This is a genomic window from Marinilabilia salmonicolor (assembly GCF_003003035.1).
Classification (GTDB): Bacteria; Bacteroidota; Bacteroidia; order Bacteroidales; family Marinilabiliaceae; genus Marinilabilia; species Marinilabilia salmonicolor_A.
Window position 1 is genome coordinate 15598 of record NZ_PVTS01000022.1, and the last position, 19257, is coordinate 34854.

At 44.6% G+C, this 19257-nt stretch carries 14 protein-coding genes; 2 read left to right on the top strand and 12 right to left on the bottom strand.

From position 1 onward, the window contains the following. Positions 1-216 precede the first annotated feature (216 nt). Positions 217-1689, top strand: a complete 1473-nt coding sequence (locus tag BY457_RS16990; protein WP_106154526.1) for a phytoene desaturase family protein — start codon at positions 217-219, stop codon at positions 1687-1689. A 111-nt stretch (positions 1690-1800) separates the two neighbouring features. Then, on the top strand, positions 1801-2643 hold the full coding sequence (locus BY457_RS16995) for a phytoene/squalene synthase family protein (protein WP_106154527.1): 843 nt from the start codon (positions 1801-1803) through the stop codon (positions 2641-2643). Positions 2644-2745: 102 nt separating this feature from the next. On the opposite strand, the gene BY457_RS17000 is transcribed toward BY457_RS16995, so the two are convergent. From BY457_RS17000 to BY457_RS17060, 12 genes are all read right to left on the bottom strand, one after another. Then, positions 2746-4911: a S46 family peptidase gene (locus tag BY457_RS17000; RefSeq protein WP_106154528.1), complete on the bottom strand. Its 2166-nt coding sequence runs from the start codon at positions 4909-4911 to the stop codon at positions 2746-2748. A 189-nt stretch (positions 4912-5100) separates the two neighbouring features. After that, positions 5101-5688 carry a Maf family protein gene (locus BY457_RS17005; protein ID WP_106154529.1) on the bottom strand — a complete coding sequence of 196 codons (588 nt, stop codon included), beginning with the start codon at positions 5686-5688 and terminating at the stop codon, positions 5101-5103. A 219-nt stretch (positions 5689-5907) separates the two neighbouring features. Next, positions 5908-6852, bottom strand: coding sequence for a geranylgeranylglycerol-phosphate geranylgeranyltransferase (locus tag BY457_RS17010; RefSeq protein WP_106154530.1), 945 nt, complete (start codon positions 6850-6852; stop codon positions 5908-5910). A gap of 221 nt (positions 6853-7073) precedes the next feature. Continuing rightward, positions 7074-7589, bottom strand: a complete 516-nt coding sequence (locus tag BY457_RS17015) for a KdsC family phosphatase (protein WP_106154531.1) — start codon at positions 7587-7589, stop codon at positions 7074-7076. 86 nt (positions 7590-7675) lie between these two features. After that, positions 7676-8455 carry a Rossmann-like and DUF2520 domain-containing protein gene (locus BY457_RS17020; RefSeq protein ID WP_106154532.1) on the bottom strand — a complete coding sequence of 260 codons (780 nt, stop codon included), beginning with the start codon at positions 8453-8455 and terminating at the stop codon, positions 7676-7678. A 120-nt stretch (positions 8456-8575) separates the two neighbouring features. Continuing rightward, positions 8576-8797: a hypothetical protein gene (locus BY457_RS17025; protein ID WP_106154533.1), complete on the bottom strand. Its 222-nt coding sequence runs from the start codon at positions 8795-8797 to the stop codon at positions 8576-8578. A 298-nt stretch (positions 8798-9095) separates the two neighbouring features. Beyond that, positions 9096-10499 (bottom strand): NfeD family protein, encoded by a 1404-nt coding sequence (locus BY457_RS17030; RefSeq protein ID WP_106154534.1) that lies wholly within the window; start codon positions 10497-10499, stop codon positions 9096-9098. A 307-nt stretch (positions 10500-10806) separates the two neighbouring features. Then, positions 10807-11859: a CNNM domain-containing protein gene (locus tag BY457_RS17035; protein WP_106154535.1), complete on the bottom strand. Its 1053-nt coding sequence runs from the start codon at positions 11857-11859 to the stop codon at positions 10807-10809. A gap of 779 nt (positions 11860-12638) precedes the next feature. Continuing rightward, positions 12639-13709 carry an alanine racemase gene (locus BY457_RS17045; RefSeq protein WP_106154536.1) on the bottom strand — a complete coding sequence of 357 codons (1071 nt, stop codon included), beginning with the start codon at positions 13707-13709 and terminating at the stop codon, positions 12639-12641. A gap of 7 nt (positions 13710-13716) precedes the next feature. After that, positions 13717-14160 carry a GNAT family N-acetyltransferase gene (locus BY457_RS17050; protein ID WP_106154537.1) on the bottom strand — a complete coding sequence of 148 codons (444 nt, stop codon included), beginning with the start codon at positions 14158-14160 and terminating at the stop codon, positions 13717-13719. Positions 14161-14236: 76 nt separating this feature from the next. Then, positions 14237-15775, bottom strand: a complete 1539-nt coding sequence (locus tag BY457_RS17055) for a carbon-nitrogen hydrolase family protein (RefSeq protein ID WP_106154538.1) — start codon at positions 15773-15775, stop codon at positions 14237-14239. Positions 15776-16045: 270 nt separating this feature from the next. Further along, complete coding sequence (locus BY457_RS17060) at positions 16046-18949, bottom strand: SprB repeat-containing protein (protein ID WP_106154539.1); 2904 nt, start codon at positions 18947-18949, stop codon at positions 16046-16048. Positions 18950-19257 lie beyond the last annotated feature (308 nt).

Here is a 19257-nt window from a genome sequence, read left to right on the forward strand (position 1 = left end):
AAATGTTGAACGTATTTAGTGAAAAACCTGAAAGAATGTTTGTCACCCTTTCATTAGTAACTAATTGACCTGGTGGAATTCCCATGCATTAACGGATGCAGTGTCTTTGAGGTAATTATTTCCAGGGTCGTTTCATGAAGATAAGAATTAATCTGCAAAAGTTGAAATTAATAGAAAATTAAGTGAAATTGAAAATGAAATTGAAATCCACAATCCATGAGTAAAGTTTTAATTGCAGGAACAGGTCTTGGCGGACTCGCCACAGCACTTCGGCTCACCAGTAAAGGCCATGAAGTGGTGATGGTAGAGAAATTCCATCAGGCAGGAGGTCGCCTCAACAGGCTTGTCAAAGATGGTTTTACCTTTGATATGGGGCCTTCTTTTTTTAGCATGAGTTATGAGTTTCATGAGCTTGCACGTTCCTGTAACTGGAAATTGCCTTTCGAATTTCATGAATTAGATCCTCTTTATGCTGTTAATTTTAGCGATACAGGGAAGACTTTCAAAATTTATAAGGATACAAAGAAACTTGCAGAAGAATTTAAGGGTATAGAGCCTGATCTGGAGCAAAAGCTAAACCGGTATTTGCAGACTACCGGTGCGTTGTTTCACGATACCGAGAATTTGATTATACGTCGGAATTTTAATCACTGGTGGGAATATTTGCAGGCTTTGGTGCAGGTCCCCTTAAAGCATGCCCCCAAATTAATACGCACCTTCTGGAGTGAGGTGGAACGCCACTTTGAATCCAGAGAGGTGAAAGAAATACTCTCGCTGGTAGCCTTTTTTCTGGGAGGTACGCCTTTTGACACACCTGCTGTTTTTACTCTTTTATCATACACCGAGCTGAAGCATGATGGCTACTACAATGTCCGTGGTGGGATGTATAAGATTGTGGAAGGCCTGGTTGATGAGCTGAAAAGACGGGGGGTGGAGATGCACTTCGATACGGAAATTGTTAAGTTGGAGCAGGAAAAAAGCCGGGTAAAGGCACTGATCGATCAGAAGGGCAGGAGATGGACGGCCGATCAGTATGTGATCAATGCCGATGCGGCGTGGTTTAGAGGAGCTATTCTGAAACGCAGGTCGTTTCGGATAGAGAAACTTGATGAAATGCGATGGACGATGGCGCCATTGACCATTTACCTCGGAGTTAAAGGAAAGATCCCCCACATTCATCATCACAATTATTTTCTGGGGACCAATTTCAGGGATTATGCCAATGGAATTTTTAAAAATCAGGTCTCGTTACAAAAGCCCTATTACTACGTGAATGTACTTTCACGGCACAACCCGGAAAGTGCGCCGGAAGGTTGTGAGTCATTGTTTATTTTGGTTCCGGTACCTGATTTACGTTTCCGACCCGACTGGTCGGATAAGGATGAGATAACCGAAAGCATCCTGAAGGACCTGTCCGAACGAGTTGGATATGATCTGATTGCAAACCGGGTTTCTCAGACCATTTATACTCCTGTGGAATGGGAGAAGATGTTTAACCTGCATCGCGGAAGCGGGTTGGGACTTGGGCATAACATGGGGCAGATGGCTTACCTGAGACCTTCGAATAAAGATGAGAAATTGAAGAACCTCTTTTATACAGGTGCATCTACCACGCCGGGGACCGGATTGCCAATGGTTGTGATTGGCTCGAAACTGACTGTTGAGCAGATGGAGGTGGCGGAGTTTTAACAATTAAATGATTTTGAGATGAAACGAGCATGGCAATGGAACCACAATAGAATATGCATAATATTCTTACATGCGAGTTCCATTAGACCTTTATAATCAAATTTTATACTAATGAACAGCATCGAATTATACAACAGTAACGCAATGGCATGCAGCCGACATACCACCAAGAAATACAGCACCAGCTTTTCTTTGGGCATTCGCTTACTGGCACCCGAAATCCGGCACGCTATTTACGGAATCTATGGTTTTGTAAGGTTTGCCGATGAGATTGTGGATACATTTCATAACCATAATAAGGCAGAACTGTTGGATCGTTTTCGTAAGGAGACTTTTTCATCGATAGAAGAGGGGATTTCAACCAATCCGATATTGCAGAGTTTTCAGATTGTCGTAAATAACTATGACATCGATCGTCATCTCATTGAAGCATTTTTTGATAGTATGGAGATGGATCTGAATCATAAGAAATATGACTCAGATAAATATAAAACTTATATTTATGGTTCAGCAGAAGTTGTTGGTTTGATGTGCTTGCGGGTGTTTTACAAAGGGGAGACCGAACAATATGAAGCGTTAAAGTATCCTGCCCGGAAACTGGGCGAGGCCTTTCAGAAGGTTAATTTTTTACGTGATGTTCAGTCAGACCTGGATGAACGCGGGAGGAGCTATTTCCCGAATGTGGACCTTTTAAATTTCACCGAAGTTCAAAAGCAACAGATTGAGCAAGAGATAGAGGAAGATTTCAGGGAAGCCTATAAGGGTATAATGATGTTGAAAAAGGAAGCCCGCCTCGGGGTTTATATCGCTTATATCTATCATCTTAAGTTGTTTAGAAAGATCAAACGAACGCCGTCTAAAACCATTCTGCGTGAGCGCATCAGAGTTAGCAATTGGGTGAAGATGGGGTTGCTTTTGCAGGGAGTGGTAAGGAATGAATTTGGACAGGTGTAATTAAAATATTTTAAAAAAGAAAAACCCGTGAACTGATCAGATTATTGAATCAGCACGGGTTTTATATTGTTGGAGTTTCCGACACTTGGCGTGAACTCTCTTTTATTCGATGATAGTCATCTCATCCAGTAAGTAGCCTGCTCCTGCAAATTTGTCGATGATGAAAAGTGCATATCTGATATCGATGGAGATGTTTCGGCATTGTTCCGGGTTGAACATCAAATCGCTCATGACACCTTCCCAGGCACGGTCGAAATTTACCCCAATCAGGTGACCTTCTGCATTGACAACCGGACTGCCGGAGTTTCCTCCTGTGGTGTGGTTGGTGGCAATGAAACATACGGGCACGGTTCCGTTCTCTTCATATCTTCCGTAATCTTTATTACGATAGAGCTCTTTCAGCCGTTCAGGTACCCTGTAATCATATATTTCAGGGTTGTCTTTTTCCATAATCCCTTCCAAAGTGGTCTGATGCAGATATTGAACGGCATCACGGGCCTGGTAGCCTTTTACCTTACCATAACCGACCCTCAGGGTAAAGTTGGCATCGGGATACAAATTCTTGTCCGACTCATATTCCATTTGCGCTTTCATATAAAGGCGGTTCAGACTGTCTGTTTTATGGTTGAGAGATTTGTAAGCCGGATAAATCTGATCTCCATATACATCCATGAAATTTTCGTACAATACCCAGGCCGGATCTTTTTTGAGCTTTTTTACACTGCGGGCTGAGAAGTTCTCAAGAAATTCGATGGATGATGCCTCGTCGGCGAAAATGGTTTTCTTAAAAAGCCGGTCGGCATAGGCATTGTAATCTCCTTTGTGTTTACCTGCAATTTCTTCATAAAAGGCCGGTAAATAATTGTCGTCAACACTGTTTTTGTAAAGTGACAGTATGTCGGCAGTGATCTCTTTGTCAATTGGTTGATGGTAGTCTTTGAAGATGCTTGTCAGATCTTTCTTTATGCCGGACTTCATTCTTTCCACCTCTTCGGCATTCGGGCCTTTTTCCTTTTCGTAGAGAGACGCCAGGCCCCTGAACATGGATGCCACATTGGCCACCTCTATTCCGTTGCGATAAATAACTTCCAGTAGCATATCACGTCCCAAACGTACCTCTCCCAGTGAGGAATACAACTCTTCATATTCACTCAGAAGTGTTCCGTATTTTGCTGCACGATTGGAATCCTCTTCAACCCATTCCTGGAAACCTTCCTGATAGTTTTCTTTCTTTTGCTGTGCGTTGAGGATATCCAGCCCTCTGATTTCTCCGCGCCATCTTTTCCATGAGTTGGAGACTCCCGCATTTTTGGCTGCATATTTGATTCGCACACCACGATCCTGCTCCATATATCTGTCCATGATGTTGAGCTTATGTGTGCGGATGTCAATCAGTCCGGGGTAAACTTTTTCGGTTAGCATTTCCAGGTGGAACGATGGAACATATTGGTAAGTGCTTCCGGGGTATCCGAATACCATGGTGAAATCGCCCTCATCCACTCCTTTGAGCGAAACCGGGAAATGTTTGGCGGGTTTGTAGGGTTTGTTTTCAGCACTGTATTCTGCAGGCTCATTGTCTTCATTGGCGTAAATGCGGAAAACAGAGAAATCACCGGTGTGTCTTGGCCACATCCAGTTATCGGTGTCGCCGCCAAACTTACCGATGGCCGACGGAGGGGCTCCAACCAGGCGAACGTCTTTAAAGACTTCGTTTACAAACAGGAAGTATTGGTTGCCATGAAAGAAAGGCTTCACTGTGGCCGTGTAATGTGTGTCTTTGGTGGCCTGTTCCGTGATTTTCTTGATGTTTTCAGAGATGATCTCTTCTCGTTTCTGCATGGTCATGGTTTCATCCACGCCGGTGAGAACGCTGTCGGTGACATCTTCCATATACTTCAGGAAGGTAACTGTCATGTCGGGGTTAGGCAACTCCTCGTCTTTCCCCATCGCCCAGAAGCCATCCGTCAGGTAATCATTCTCTATGGTGCTGTGCGATTGAATGGCAGAATATCCGCAATGATGATTGGTAATGATGAGTCCCTGATCAGAAATCAGTTCGGCAGTGCAACCACCGTTGAAAATCATTACGGCATCTTTCATACTTGCCTGATTGATGCTGTAGATGTCTTCGGCAGTTAGTTTAAAGCCCATCTCCTGCATCTCTTCGATGTTGTATTTTTCCAACAGCAGAGGAATCCACATTCCTTCTTTGGCTGATGCGCTGAAAGCCAGTTGGATGGAAATGATGATGAGTAGTAACTTCTTCATATTGTGATTGTTTTTACGGTTTTTGTCCTATCAGTTTTTATTTTTTTTCTTTCAGAGCCAGTCTTCTATTTTCTAACTTCTTTTCTCTCACCTCTCATCTCTCACCTCTCATCTCTCATCTCTCACCTCTATTCTCCATCTCCTGCCTCCTTTTTGGTGTTGACAGTTTAATAAGTATCAGCCTGTCTTTCAAAATTTTTCCAGTTCATCCATCAATCGGGAAACCGGAAGCCCCATTACATTGAAGTAACTTCCGTCAATGCGTTCGATACCTACAATCCCAATCCACTCCTGAATACCATAAGAGCCGGCTTTGTCAAAAGGTTCAAAACGATCGATGTAGTATTGGATTTGTTCTTCACCGAGGGGTTTAAAATGAACCGTGGTGATATCAGAAAATGCTGTTTCTTTCTCTGCAGATCGAACCACTACTCCTGTGATGACCCGGTGAGACCGGCCCGAGAGCGACTCCAGCATTTTTACGGCATGGTTACGATCTTCCGGCTTGCCAATAACCCTATTGTCAATGGCAACAATTGTATCGGCAGTAATGACCAATTGGCCGGGTTGCTGCCAGATGTCTCTCCATGCATCGGCTTTTAAGCGGGCAAGATAGAGTGCTACTTCATCGATGTGCATTCCGGGAGGAACCTCTTCGGGCACATCTCGTCCCCGGCCTACTTCGAAATTTATTCCGGCTTTGTGCAGCAGGTCATGCCTGCGGGGCGATCCCGATGCAAGTGTAATGTGATATTTTTCCAGATTTTGAAGAATCATTCAATTGCTGTTTTTGATGTCAAAACTCCATTCATTTGGGTTGAAGTTTAAATTTATGTGTTTGCTTCGGGCGTACCCCTTGCAATGACCGGGCTTTGAAGGTTGCTGAAGCTGTTATAGGGTTGTTGGTATATTGTGGAGAATTTGTTTTAATATTTGCTGATAAATGCTTTGCGTCACCGTGTCTGTGTTTATGCTTTTTGTAATATCCGGCAAAAGTTATACAAAAAAAGTCCGGGCTACTATGATGAATAAAATTCCCATCAGCATAATAATTTTGCTGAGACCGCTGATAAAGGCAAAGTCTTTTTTTGTTTTGGAGGTCAGGGTCTTTAAGGCCAGAACGACATACGGAATGGTTAGGAAAAGTGCGAAATAGCCTATGGTAATCAGGCTGCTTCTAAGTTGAGGAACAATTATGAGAATGAGCCAGAGGGCAGCAACCGAAGCAATGGACAGAATGACAACAATAGATCTGGAATAATCGATGCCCATTTCAACCGGGAGAGTGCGACATCCGGCTTCCCGATCTCCTTCCACGTCTTCCATGTCTTTTATAAGTTCGCGCATCAGGGTACTGATAAAGGCAAAGAAAGCAAATCCGGTAGTCCAGAACCATGCTGTGGAGCAGGCTTCAGACTGCAGAATGATACTTCCATGAACTCTTGCAAGGGTGGCAAACTCAATGGAAACTACCACAAACGGAACCAGGGCCGTAAGCAGGGCAATGGTGAGGTTGCCTACAAGCATCTGTTTCTTCAGTGTGGTGGAATAATACCATAAAAGTCCGGGAATGAGGATAAACATCAGGGCGTAGTTTTCTTTGCGCGTGATGTAAGCCAGAAACAGACCGATAAAAACCCCCGTAAAGGTGAAAATCACATGCAGCAACAACGCGGTGCGTCTCGGAACCTGTCGTCCCACAACCACATTGTCCGGTTTGTTGATGCGATCAATGCTCACATCGAAATAGTTGTTGATGACATACCCCGATGCTGCCAGAAGTACGGTCGCAAGCACCAGTAGTCCAAACCGGAGATGACTGAGCTCCGGGCTTACCCCGAAGTGGTTCAGTATCGGTATTAATAACCCATATCGCAACAAAATCTGAAGCAATACAATGATGATGAGGTTTTTGTAACGTATGAGATTCAGGTATGCCATTGTTTTTAGTTTTGAGCTGATGAACTGGTGAGCTGGTGAGCTGGTGAGCTGATGAGCTGATGAGCTGATGAGCTGATGAGCTGATGAGCTGATGAGCTGATGAACTGGTGAGCTGATGAGCTGATGAGTTGATGAGTTGATGAGCTGGTGAGTGATGAGCCGTTGGGGTGGAATAATTTTGCCTAACCCTCATCCCTCAATCTTCAATCCTCATTCCTCTCTTACCAGGATAAGTCTGTGCCCCATTTTCCCTGGGCCCGCAGAACCTGTTCCATTACATCGCGCACACAACCTTCACCTCCTTTAGCGTGACTGATGTACTTGCAAAGTGATTTGATTTCTTCCACCGCGTCGGAAGGGCATACGGGCACGCCCACCTCTTTCATAACAGGATAGTCGGGAAGATCATCACCCATGTAAAGTACATTTTCAGGTTTTAGATCGTATTTTGCTATCCACTCATTAAACTGATTGATTTTTTCTGAGGCACCCATATAGACATCCGGAACGCCCAGGTTGAGGTACCGTTGTTTTACAGAATCCGTATTTCCGCCGGTAATAATAGCTACCGGGTATCCCAGTTTTACTGCAAGCTGCATGGCATAGCCATCTTTGATATTGGCTGTGCGCATGGGCTCCCCGGAAGGATGAAGGGGGATTACCTGCCACGACAAAACTCCGTCCACATCAAAGGCAAATGCCTTTACTTTCATCAGGTCTTCTTTAAAATTGGTCATATATCGGTTTGTTTTAAACGATTATCAATCTTTATTTTCCGGTTGTGTTATGCCCCGGCTCTGCAACGTCATGCGAAAATAACAATTTATTCCTGTTTGTGGTATTTTAATATGTCATCACTTATTAAACGATAGATCTCTCTGAGTGACGGATTGTTTTCCAGTCGTTTCAGATGCTTTTCCATAACTTCCCTGTCGTTTCTGATGGCGGGTCCTGTTTGCGCTTCCCGGGGTGACATATACAATATTTTCTGTGTGGTCTCTTTGATGAGTGGGGTAAGGTATTTGAATGAAAGGCCACCGCTTTCCAGCAGGTCGGCCGACAAACTGTAAAGATGGTTTACAAAGTTGCAGGAAAGAACAGCTGCGATATGCAGGGTGGCACGGAGTGCGGAATCGGCCCTGCTGACTTTTGCAGACAGAATACCGGCCAGTCGCAGCAGCTTTTGTGTGGTTTCCTCGTCACTTCCTTCGATAAGGAAAGGAACATCATTGTAATCTATCTTTCTTTCTTTACTTAATGTTTGAAAAGGATAGAAAACCCCGCTTTTTTTGAACCTGGAGAGTACTTCCAGAGGTATGCTCCCGGCAGTGTGCGCCACAATACCATCGAAATCCGGAAGAGAACCTGTAATTTCGGGAATGGCATCATCAGAGACCGATATCAGCCACAAATCGGCGGAGGTGTCAGCTTCCTTAAAATCGGAAATGGCCTGAATGTTTTTGGGCAGCGCCACTTCTTCTGCATTTTCTTGTGACCGGCTGTAAATTTGCCGGATTTCTATTCCGGATTCGGTAAGTGCTTTTGCGAGATGGGTTCCTACATTTCCCGTGCCCAGCAGTACCACAGATGTAATATTGGTCATAAATAAATCAGCATTTTTTTGAAATACTAATTTAGGGGAAATTTTTGTGATGTTTTAGAAAAAAGAAAAAAGGCCACCCGAAGGTGACCTTTATTATTTTAATGGTTCAACATTGCCTCTTTAATACAGGGCATCATCATCATCACTATAGAGGTCGTCGAAACCCCTGTACTCTCTGTCGCTTAGCACAAAATCATCCATTTCTTCCAATTCGTCTAATTCATCATAAATGGATGGCTTTTTCGACCTTTTACTTTTTGATACTTTAGCTCCCGATTTTTTTGGTTTTTCGAAAGCATCGAAATCGTCATTGTGCTTTTTGGGCAGCTTCCTGGATTTCATGATTCAATTCTCAATTAATAAATTAATAAAATTAAAGATTTTTTTAAGTGCCTTAATTAGTGGCATTTGTGAGAACGTTGAAACGTGTGGAGAACATTTTTTGCTCCTCTGTTTCATTAACTAAAATAGTGATTTTTGATATGGTAATACATCCCTGTCAAAAAAAACGACCAAAAAATGAAGTTTTGGTCGTTTTTTTACCTGGCTGAAGTTTAGTGTTTTAGCCTTGTGTTTTGTCGGGGTATTCTATCTGAGTTGGCAAAAATAATTACAAATTGTAATGTTTAAATGGCAAATTTTATTCCTCTACCTGCCTGACCACCAGTTGACCGGACCAGAATGCAGAAATTTCTACCGTTTCATCTTTTTCAATGAATCCTTCTGAAGCGCGGGCATCATAAATTTTCCCTTCAACTTCTACCCGTCCGGATGGTCGCAGAACTGTAAATGCCTTGCCTGTTTTGCCGACCAGTTTTTTCATCTCGGCATCAATGCTTACATATCCTTCTTCCAGTGGTTGGCTGGTATTAAGTGCCAGTTTTGAGAAAGGACCGGAAGTGGTTGTCAAAATCTTTTGGCTGAGCCAGATACTTACGATGAATCCACCGAAAATACCCAGGAAAACGGTGAGCAGGGCCGTGAAAAATGCTGTGGTGTCAACCGGGGAAAAGTCAAATGCGGTATTTTCCAGAAGGCTGAGCGTCAGCCCTGTCAGTGCAAGGATAATTCCCGATATTCCGGCAATTCCAAAACCGGGAATGGCAAAAATCTCAACCGCAATGAGGGCAATACCGATGATGAAGATCAGAATCTCCCAATTGGCTGCCAGGCCATCGATGTAAAGTGGTGCAAAATATAAAATGGCTGCTGCTATGGATACGATAAGTGGAAATCCGATGCCTGGCGATTGTAACTCAAAGTAGAGACCTCCTATGATGAGTAATACCAGAATGCCCTGCAGTACCGGACTGGTAAGGAATCCTTTCAGTCCATCGTAGAAAGAGGGCTCGTAGGTCTTCAGTTCATAGGGTTTTAATTCCAATTTCTCAATCACTTCATCAACGGAGTTGGCGGTGCCTTCACAAAAATCCAGATCGATGGCCTCCAGAGCAGTCAGGGTGAGTACTTTTCCCGTATCAATAACCCCGGGAATGTAAACCCTGTCATCTACCATGGCTTCTGCTATTTGAGGGTCGCGAACCCATTTTATAATGGTGTCGGTAGGGGTAATGATGGTGTCTTTTCCGTGTGATTCGGCGGTGGCGCGAATGGTGGAGCGCATATAAGACTGGTATTTGTCAGGCATTTGTTCGCCGGTCTGGTTTACAACGGTAGCTGCTCCGATGTTGGCTCCCGGCCGCATGTAAATACTGTCACAGGCGATGGATATCAAGGCTCCTGCGCTTGCCGCATTGTTATCGATGAACACGTGCACCGGTATTTTACTGTTGAGAATACGGGTTCTGATGGAGTCGGCAAAAAGCACCTGGCCTCCATAAGTATTGAGGTGAAGCAGGATGGCATCGGCCTTCATCTCTTCTGCCTCTTCAAAGGCATTTTGGGTATGCACCCAGCTGGTGCTGTTGATCTCGCTGAAGATCCGGAGACGGTAAATCAGGTTTTCAGTTTCGTTGCTGGTTTGGGCGGGTAAAGCGGAGCCAAACAGAACCAGGGTTATGAACAAAGAGAATAGCTTTCGCATAGTTTTATGAGTAATTGTCTGTAAATATATATCGAAATTAGAGTTTACTAAGTTAAAAAAAAGGTTCTCACTTGGCTTGAATAATTCATGGATTTTCGTGATGGGATGCTTAAGTTCCGGGAAATTCAAGGGATTTCGGGTGAATTAGAGGAGGGAAACGGTTTTTTATCAGACCGTCGCCCTTTTCTGTGTCCCAGGTTAATAGAAAGTGGGGGAGAGTTGTTTCAATTTCTCCGGGGCGTTGCTTAAGAACCTTTGGCCTTCTAAAAACTACAGATTACAAACTACAAACTAAAAACTATTTTACTCACCTGCGCCAGAACCGGGGATAGATTTTTTTCATCTTTCCATGCCACCTCTCTCGCGCCAGTTCCTGCATGTCGGCGTATGTGTCGGTTTCGTCCACTATTTCGCGCCCTATGAGGGTTTCAATGATGTCTTCGAGGGTTACTATTCCTTCCATGGCTCCATATTCGTTGACCACGAGCGCGGTATGTTCGTTTTCGGAAATCATCTCCTCAAAGAGTTGTCTGAGATTCATTGCTTCCGGAACCATTTTTATATTTCTTTCGATATGCCGGAGCGGGTTGTTGCCATTTCCTCTGGCTACAGATTCCAAAACATCTGCCTTGAGCACATAGTTTTCTGTATCATCGATGTTTTTCTTAAATACCGGAATTCTGCTGTATTCCAGATATTCCTTATGGTCGATGAATTCTGCAGAGGTCATATTTCTCGGGCAGGCAACTACCACTGTTCTCGGTGTCATAATTTCTTTAACGCGCATCATATCCAGACGCATGGCATTGAGTATTATATTTCCTTCATCCTTGTTCAGGATCCCCTCTTTGGCACCGATTGACGACATGGCTTCAATCTCTTCGCGGCTAACTGTAGAAGGATGCTTGCTTTTGGGCATGAGTTTGGTGATCAGTTCCGAAAAAATTACCAGCGGATAGGCGATAATCATTAGGACTCGTATGGTGTATCCGGCCGGAATAGCCAGATTGCGCCAAAAAGTGGCTCCAATGGTTTTGGGAATTATCTCCGAAACAATGAGGATCAATAGCGTAAGAACAGCCGAGATTACTCCAAACCAGGTTTCTCCAAATACGTAAACTGCCTGGGCGCCTACCCCGGCAGCTCCCACTGTGTGTGCTATGGTGTTAATCGACAGGATGGCGGATATGGGCCGGTCGATGTTGGTTTTTAAATTGGCAAATAATTGTGCGCCTGTCACATTCTGCATCTTCTTTATTTCGATGTAGGAGGCTGTTGTAGAGAATAACACCGCTTCCAGAATGGAACAGAGAAAAGATACGCCAAGTGCCAGGATTAAATATAAAATCAGTAAAGTCATTTCTGCTTTTATTTGTCAGTATTTTTGCTGATAAACAAATATAAGCAAATCGTGGATTGGGGCAAGAGGGAGCGGGTGTGGTTGACTTAGGCTGTATTACTAAGTCTGTAATCAGCCATTAAGCATAGATTTTGATTGTTTTAGAATTTCTTCTTTGCTGTCGTTTGTGAAGCCGCTATTTTCAGATTTTTCCAGCTTTGCTCTGACCCAGTCAATCAGGGCTTGCTGCTTTCAGGCTTGTCTGATCAAATCGTTGACCAATTCACTCTTGCTGGAATATTCCTCGCTAGCGATTTGAGCTTTTAACCATGCATCATTTCGTTTGGAAAAGGATATACTTTGTCGTGTCATAGTTTTATCTTTTGGTGTAAAATTACACCAATCAGGAATCACTTCCATTTTTTTTGCATTCTCGACAAACACTAAGTATCGTCCGTCTATAAACTAAGCAAAATTTGGTTCTGGTCATGTTTTTGTCAAGAAAGTGCCAGTTACAAAGCCTGCCCCGATTTTTCTTCGGGGGCTTGCTAAGCCCGAAAATACGCAGTTTACTTGAGTAAATGGGTAATTCTCGGGCAAGCGTAACGCAGTAAATGGTACTTTATGGACACACACTAAGTAGTGCCTGTCCATAAACTAAGCGTTTTTCACGTGTTTGAACTAGAAAGTTCAAATTCAAGGCGTGTGAAAAATCTAAACCGCAGAATACTAGTGTATTTGAGGATTTAGATTTTGAGCAACAACGCAGAAGTTGGACTTTATAGACAAACACTAAGTAGCTAAATCACCCGCTTATCGATATACCTTGAATTAAGTAATCTGAGGGCGCCCATATAGTCGGTTTTAAATTCCAGCAGGTCGCCAACTTTCAGGTTTCGTTCGTTGTCTCCAAGGTTAACTACAATCATATCCGAACTGGCACCGGCAAGGTCGAATGAGTCATCAGCAGGAATGAGTCGTTTTTCCTCAATGTCGAGTAGGCCCAGGTCTATGAGTGCCCGGCAGGAGCGTTCATTGGACTTGTCCTGATCGAATTCAAAGGTTTCGCCTTCCAGATTGGATCCCATATCGCCTTGCGGAACGGTTGGTTTCTCAAACAATTCAATGATTTCCGCATAAATCTTGATGACATCATTATGCATGAACTCAAATTGTGAGCCGTCGTAAACGTTAGTACCCAGAAAAAGAGTTTCTCCCACCCGGAAGTGATTGATGGTTTCGGGCAGTAACCCCTGATGAATCAGTGGAATGGTTACCGAACTGCCACCGGAGACATACGGAATCTTCTTGTTGAATTTATTTTCTATCAGCTGTTTGTAAAGACTCAGTTGAATGAGTTTATCCTGATTGGGCAATACGCCGTAAAGACAACTGAGATTGGTGCCGATTCCGATGACTTCAATGTTGGGCATCTCAAAGACTCTGGAGTAAAAATCCACTACATCATCACGCATAACGCCTTCACGCAATTCGCCCATCTCCACCATGATGATGATTTTGTGTGTCTTTCCTTGTCGTCTGGCCTCTTCCGAAAGCAATTGCACTGTTTCAAAAGTGGTGTTCATACTTACATCAGCATATCGCACAATGCTTGGAATGGAACGCTTCGGTGGCGGCTTGATGTAAATGGTTTCCATCTCCGGATTCACTGCTTTGATGGCTTTCAGGTTGGAAACCCGGGAGTCGCAAACCTGCTTGATGCCCAGGTCGAATACCTCTTTCAGGTAAGCTTTGTTGCCACAAAGCATCTTGGTCACGATGGCCCAGTCGATGCTGTGTTCTCCAAAAAGATTATCGAGGTAATTATAGTTTTCTTTGAGTTTTTTTCTGTCGAGAGTGATAAATGCCATGGTCTGGTTATTCTGGTTTGTAACGCATTTCGAGATACTTATTGGTAAAGCCCAGTCTTTCGTAAAGCTTCTTCGCCGGATTGTCGGGCTCCACATGTAGTGCCACGTCTCCTGCTGCTTCGTTCAGGGCTTTCTCCATCAAGTCCTTGCCCAAGCCTTTGCCGCGGTAATCGGCGTGAATAGCGATGTAAACCAGGATGTTGCCGGGGATGTATCCGTCCATACCGGTTTTGTTGATGACTACTGCACCAATGATCCGGTTGTCGTCTCGGAGTTCCATGACGAAGCCACCAAAGGATTCTGAAATCTTTAACGAGTAGTCAATGGCTTTGGAGATGTCTTCTTTGGGGTCACCAAAGCGATCGAGGTGGGTATAGAGAAAATCAACAATTTCCTGTTTCTGGGTTTCAGTGGGCCGGTTTTCCGGATTGAAAATATTGGTTTTGTACATAGTGATTGTTTTGTTGTTGTCGTAAAATAAACTGACTTCCGGGAAAAATGTTCAACAGAACACATTTGTTCTGACATTATTCAATAAGTCCGCTTTTCAATCTCAGATCAAATACGTCGGTGCGGCGGTCGCGCAGGTTCCTTACACTTCCGTAGGCATGCAGTTCCGAGAGCAGATCCAGATCCACGTCAGCTACCAGAATCATCTCTGTGTTGGGAGTAGCTTCGGTTTTGATACCGTTGGTGGGGAAGGCAAAGTCGCACGGGGTAAATACAGCACTTTGCGCGTACTGGATGTTCATATTCGATACCTTTGGCAGGTTACCCACCGATCCGGCCATGGCTACGAAACACTCATTTTCGATGGCACGGGCTCTGGCACAATACCTTACGCGACTGTAGCCATTCTGGGTGTCGGTGAGGAAAGGGACAAACAGTATTTTCATATCCTGCTCGGCCAGTAGGCGCGAAAGCTCCGGAAATTCCACGTCGTAGCAAATCAAAACCCCGATTTTTCCACAGTCGGTCTCAAATACCTTGAGTTTGTCACTGCCTGAAAGGCCCCAGGATTTAACCTCATCGGGGGTAACATGAATTTTTTCGTACATGTCGTAAGTCCCGTTGCGACGACATACATATCCCACATTGTAAAGCTTATCATCCCTGATCAGGGGCATGCTTCCTGTTATGATATTGACATTGTAACTGATGGCCAGCTGGACAAACCGGTCGCGGCATTCTTCGGTGTATTGCGCCAGTTGGCGGATGGCCTCCGGTTCCGACATTTGGTTGTAACGTGCCATCATCGGGGCGTTGAAGAATTCCGGAAACAGGATGAAATCGCTTTTGTAGGCAGATACAGCATCCACAAAATATTCCACCTGTTCAAACACATCGTCCACAGTGGGGTAGTGACGCATTTGCCACTGCACCAGTCCAAGACGGACAATGGACTTGGTCTGAGACAGCTCTTTTCCCCGTTTTGTGTAGTAAATATTGTCCCAACCCAGCAATACCGCATACTCCTTAGATTCATGATCATCAGGAAGATACCCTTTCAGTACTTTTTTGACGTGAAAGTCGTTGGCCAGCTGGAAGGTCAGCGTGGGATCGTACAGCTCTTTGAATTTAACTTTCTGGATGTATTCTTTGGGGGTCATCTCTTCCGATACCTTGTGGTAGTGGGGGATGCGACCGCCAAAAACAATTCCTTTCAGGTTCAGGTGTTCGCAAAGCTCTTTGCGGGCGTCGTAGAGCCTTCGCCCCAAACGCAAGCCACGGTATTCGGGGCGAATGAAAATATCAATCCCGTATAATATATCGCCACGCGGGTTGTGCGTGCTGAATGTCATATTGCCGGTAATTTCATTGTAGGAGTGTTCGTCGCCAAACCGCTCGTAGTTGACGATGAGAGAAAGTGCGCATCCCACAACCTTGTCATTTACCAATACGGCCAACTGTCCTTCCGGGAAGATATCCAGGAGTGTGCGGATGTTTTGCTCATCCCAGGCGGGACCTTCCCAGTTGCGGTAAGCCTCTTCCTCTGTGGTACGCAATTCCTGGTAATCGTCGATATTTAGTTGTCGCAGCTCTACTTTTTCAATCTCTTCACTCATACTTTTTATTTTTAGGATGTCTCGAAAATATACAAATTTTCTTCGAATGTATATTTTTTTGTTGCTGGGAAATATTTTTATCTGTAGAAGATGATTTCTCCCTGACCTGTTAGCCTGAATTTTGAAGTCATCAGTTCTTTATTTTAGCGAATGGAGGGGTTGATTTTTGGCCTTGCCGAAAATCAACCCCTCCATTTCTTATATCTCTCTACTGGTCTGTTGTTGGTATGAAAGTGAAGCAATCTCCACCTTTTTCTGAAAACCAATGTTCTAATACCTCAAAATCTTCCCGCTTTTCTGCTCATCTCCTGCATTCATCCTATAGTAAAACAGTCTTTCCGGGCTTCTGTTCAGTTGCACAGGTATTTCGTACCTGATGTCCTCCAGGGCTTCTCCATCAAAAACGGTTTCCACTTTATTGCCTGCAACATCGTACAGATCGATGGTAACTGCTGTCGGCCCTGGTACCGTAAATGAAAATGTTACGTTTGAAGGCGAGGGATTGGGATATACCTTGAGGTCGATTTCTCCTTTGTTATCAGATGATGGTGATTGGAGATTGTCATGTTTAAAACTGACAATATCGAGACATTGTCCTGCCTTGAAGGCCAGTCTGGTTTCCTCCATTGGTTGAGAGGCATTGCAGACTTCAAAACTTACCTCCATTTCGGTGTTTGTCTGACCAAATCCCTTTATTTCATCCACTTTGATGCCATAAATGCCTGATTTTGGATCTGTGGCATTGATCTCCAGTGGAAAATAGAGCGAATTGAAAACATTGGAGGCGATCTGACCTTCCGGTAATTCAATGATGAGGTGTGATAAATCGTAACGGCACGATCCATCAGTTGTAATGGTATAGCTGTAGGCCAAGCAACCCTGACCGCTTGATGTCACCGGTTCTGCCGATATTTCGTAGCATCCTCCGCTGCAGGGGGTATCAACCGGATCTTCTATGTTGTCATCATCAGGGTCGTTATCTCCGTTGGAATCATCAGAAGAACCGTCATCAGGCAGTTCATTGTCATTCCCGTTATCAATAGAGTCTGTTGGTTGGGAGGTGCCGCTGCATTCAAGCAGTATGTAATCCGAAGCTACACATCCGCTGCTGCTGGTTGCATGGATAAATGCCGTTGCACTCCCGGTACCGGCGGTATAGGTGGCTGTTTCTTCACTTGTAGAGGTAAAGAACCATGAGCTGTCAGCACTTTCAAATTCCCATTCAATGGTTTCGGCATTGGAGGTGACGGCTGTCAGATTATTGTTGTTGCTTTCGCAATCCACAGTAGTGGTGGTAGTCAGAATTTCTGCTGTGGGAATTACTACATCACTTATGGAAAATGTTTTGGTGGTTTCACATCCTTCTTCATCTGTCACAGTGACTTCATGAGTGCCAGCCTGAAGCCCGCTTTTGTAGGTCGATCCCTGGATGCCGTCCCAGTAAACGGGCAATGTTGTGGCGTTTTCCAATACTACGGAGGCCGCACCTTCAGGGTTGGTACAGCTGGCATCTATGACGCTCAGACGGAATTCCGGACCCGGGGCAGCTGGTGAAACGGTCACCGCCTCGGTGGTGGCACAACCATTATTCCCGGTCACAGTAACCATCAGATCTCCGGCTTCGCTGAGGTAAAATTCAGAAGCAGAAGGCTGGTCGTTGACCACCCATTCGTATGGTTCCTGACCGTCCGTGGCATTCAGATTCACTTTTATCGAATCATCGGGGGTGCAGCCGGTCCATTCTGCAGACACATTGATTTGAGGCCCTTCTTCCCGGCCGATGGTCACATCTTCGGTGATTTGGCAGCCGTTGGCATCAGTAATATGAACGGTGTGGTTGCCTGCCGGCAGATTTTCAGCCGTAAGGGTGGTGTCGCCTGTGCTCCAGTTGATAGCGTAAGGGGCCGTCCCATTGATGTTTGTTATAGTGGCACTGCCATTATTTTCCAGACATCCGGTGTTGGTGGATGCAATTTCCGCACTTAACTGCTCCCGGTTTACGGATATTTGTCTTGACTGTGTGCATCCCATGGCATCAGTGACCCACAGGAAGTAGGTGCCTTCTGAAAGTCCGGTAAGATTTGGAATGGTGTCGCCGGTTGACCAGAGCAAAGCGTAGGGCTCAGTACCTCCGGAAATAGTTGTTTCTATGCTGCCCGTAGCGCTTTCGTGACATTGAATGTTGGTTCGAACGACATCAATTTCAATGGAAGAAGTTTCTCTGATGGTAAAGGATTTCTGCTGTTGACAACCATTGGTGTCGGTAACGATAACGTTGTAATCGCCTCCGGACAGGTCGCTAAGGTCTTCATTAACAGAGCCGTTGTTCCACTGGAAAGTGTAGGGAGCTGTCCCACCTGTAACTGTCAGGTCGATTGCTCCGGAGCTTTGTCCACATCCGGTATTGGTTTGCGAAGCGGTAATGCTTATGGGAGCCGGGCTGTTCACCTGTGCTGAAAGTGTAAGAGTGCTGTCTGCTGCATCCGTGATGGTCAGGTTGTAAACTCCTGAAGGAATATTTTCCAGGTTTTGGGTAGTGTCACCATTGGACCATTGAAACTGATAGGGAGGAACACCTCCATTTACGGTAACGTCAATGCTGCCGTTGGTGTCTCCGGAGCAGTCGAGGTGCGTCACTTCGTAATCTGCACTCAGTGGCTGAAGAGCCGAAGGAATGGTTTCGGAGGTAATGCAGGTGCCTGCTTTGTAGGCTACCTCAAGACTATTTTCTGTAAGCATCTCCAGACAGGAATTGTCTGTGGCACAGACGGTGAAGGTCAGTCGGAATGATTCGTTGCCATTTTCGCCAAAGCCTTCAATGTCATCCACCTTTATTCCTGAGAAACCAGTGGTGGGGTCGTTGACCGGATATTCCATTTTCCACCCGCTTGAATTGGAGGCATCGGAGATATTGCCACAGGGAATGGCAGCAACAAAATGGGAAAGTGCAAATTTGGATTCTCCTGTAGCTTCTACCAGGAGGTCGTAAACGATGCATTCATCCTGAATTTCCACAGACTCAATGGTTGTGGTAAAGCCTTCAATGCACTCCTTATCGTTGGCAACAGCTGTTGTAGTAAAAAAACCGGACAAAAACAGTCCGATAATAATCAGCGCCGGAATCCTGCGTAGAAAGGCGGGATTGGCTGGAAATAAACGGTAAAATGGCCCCATGTTCAAAATGATTTTGTAATTAATTACATACTAAAAAATCGCCAAAAAGTTACATTAATCAAAGGAAATAATGTGTTGGTGTAAGTAAATTAAACATTTATCCTTTTGAGATGTCATTATTGAGACGAAAAAAAAGTTCAGGGGTTGGAAAACATCTGTCAGTTTGGATGTAACGATATTTTTATATTTTCGGGCCGGAAAAGTTTGTTTTTAGTCATATGTCTGGTCAGAAAGTGCCAATTGCAAGGCTTGCGAAGTCCGAAAATACGGAGTTTACTCTTCGTAAATGAGTAATTTTCGGACGAGCG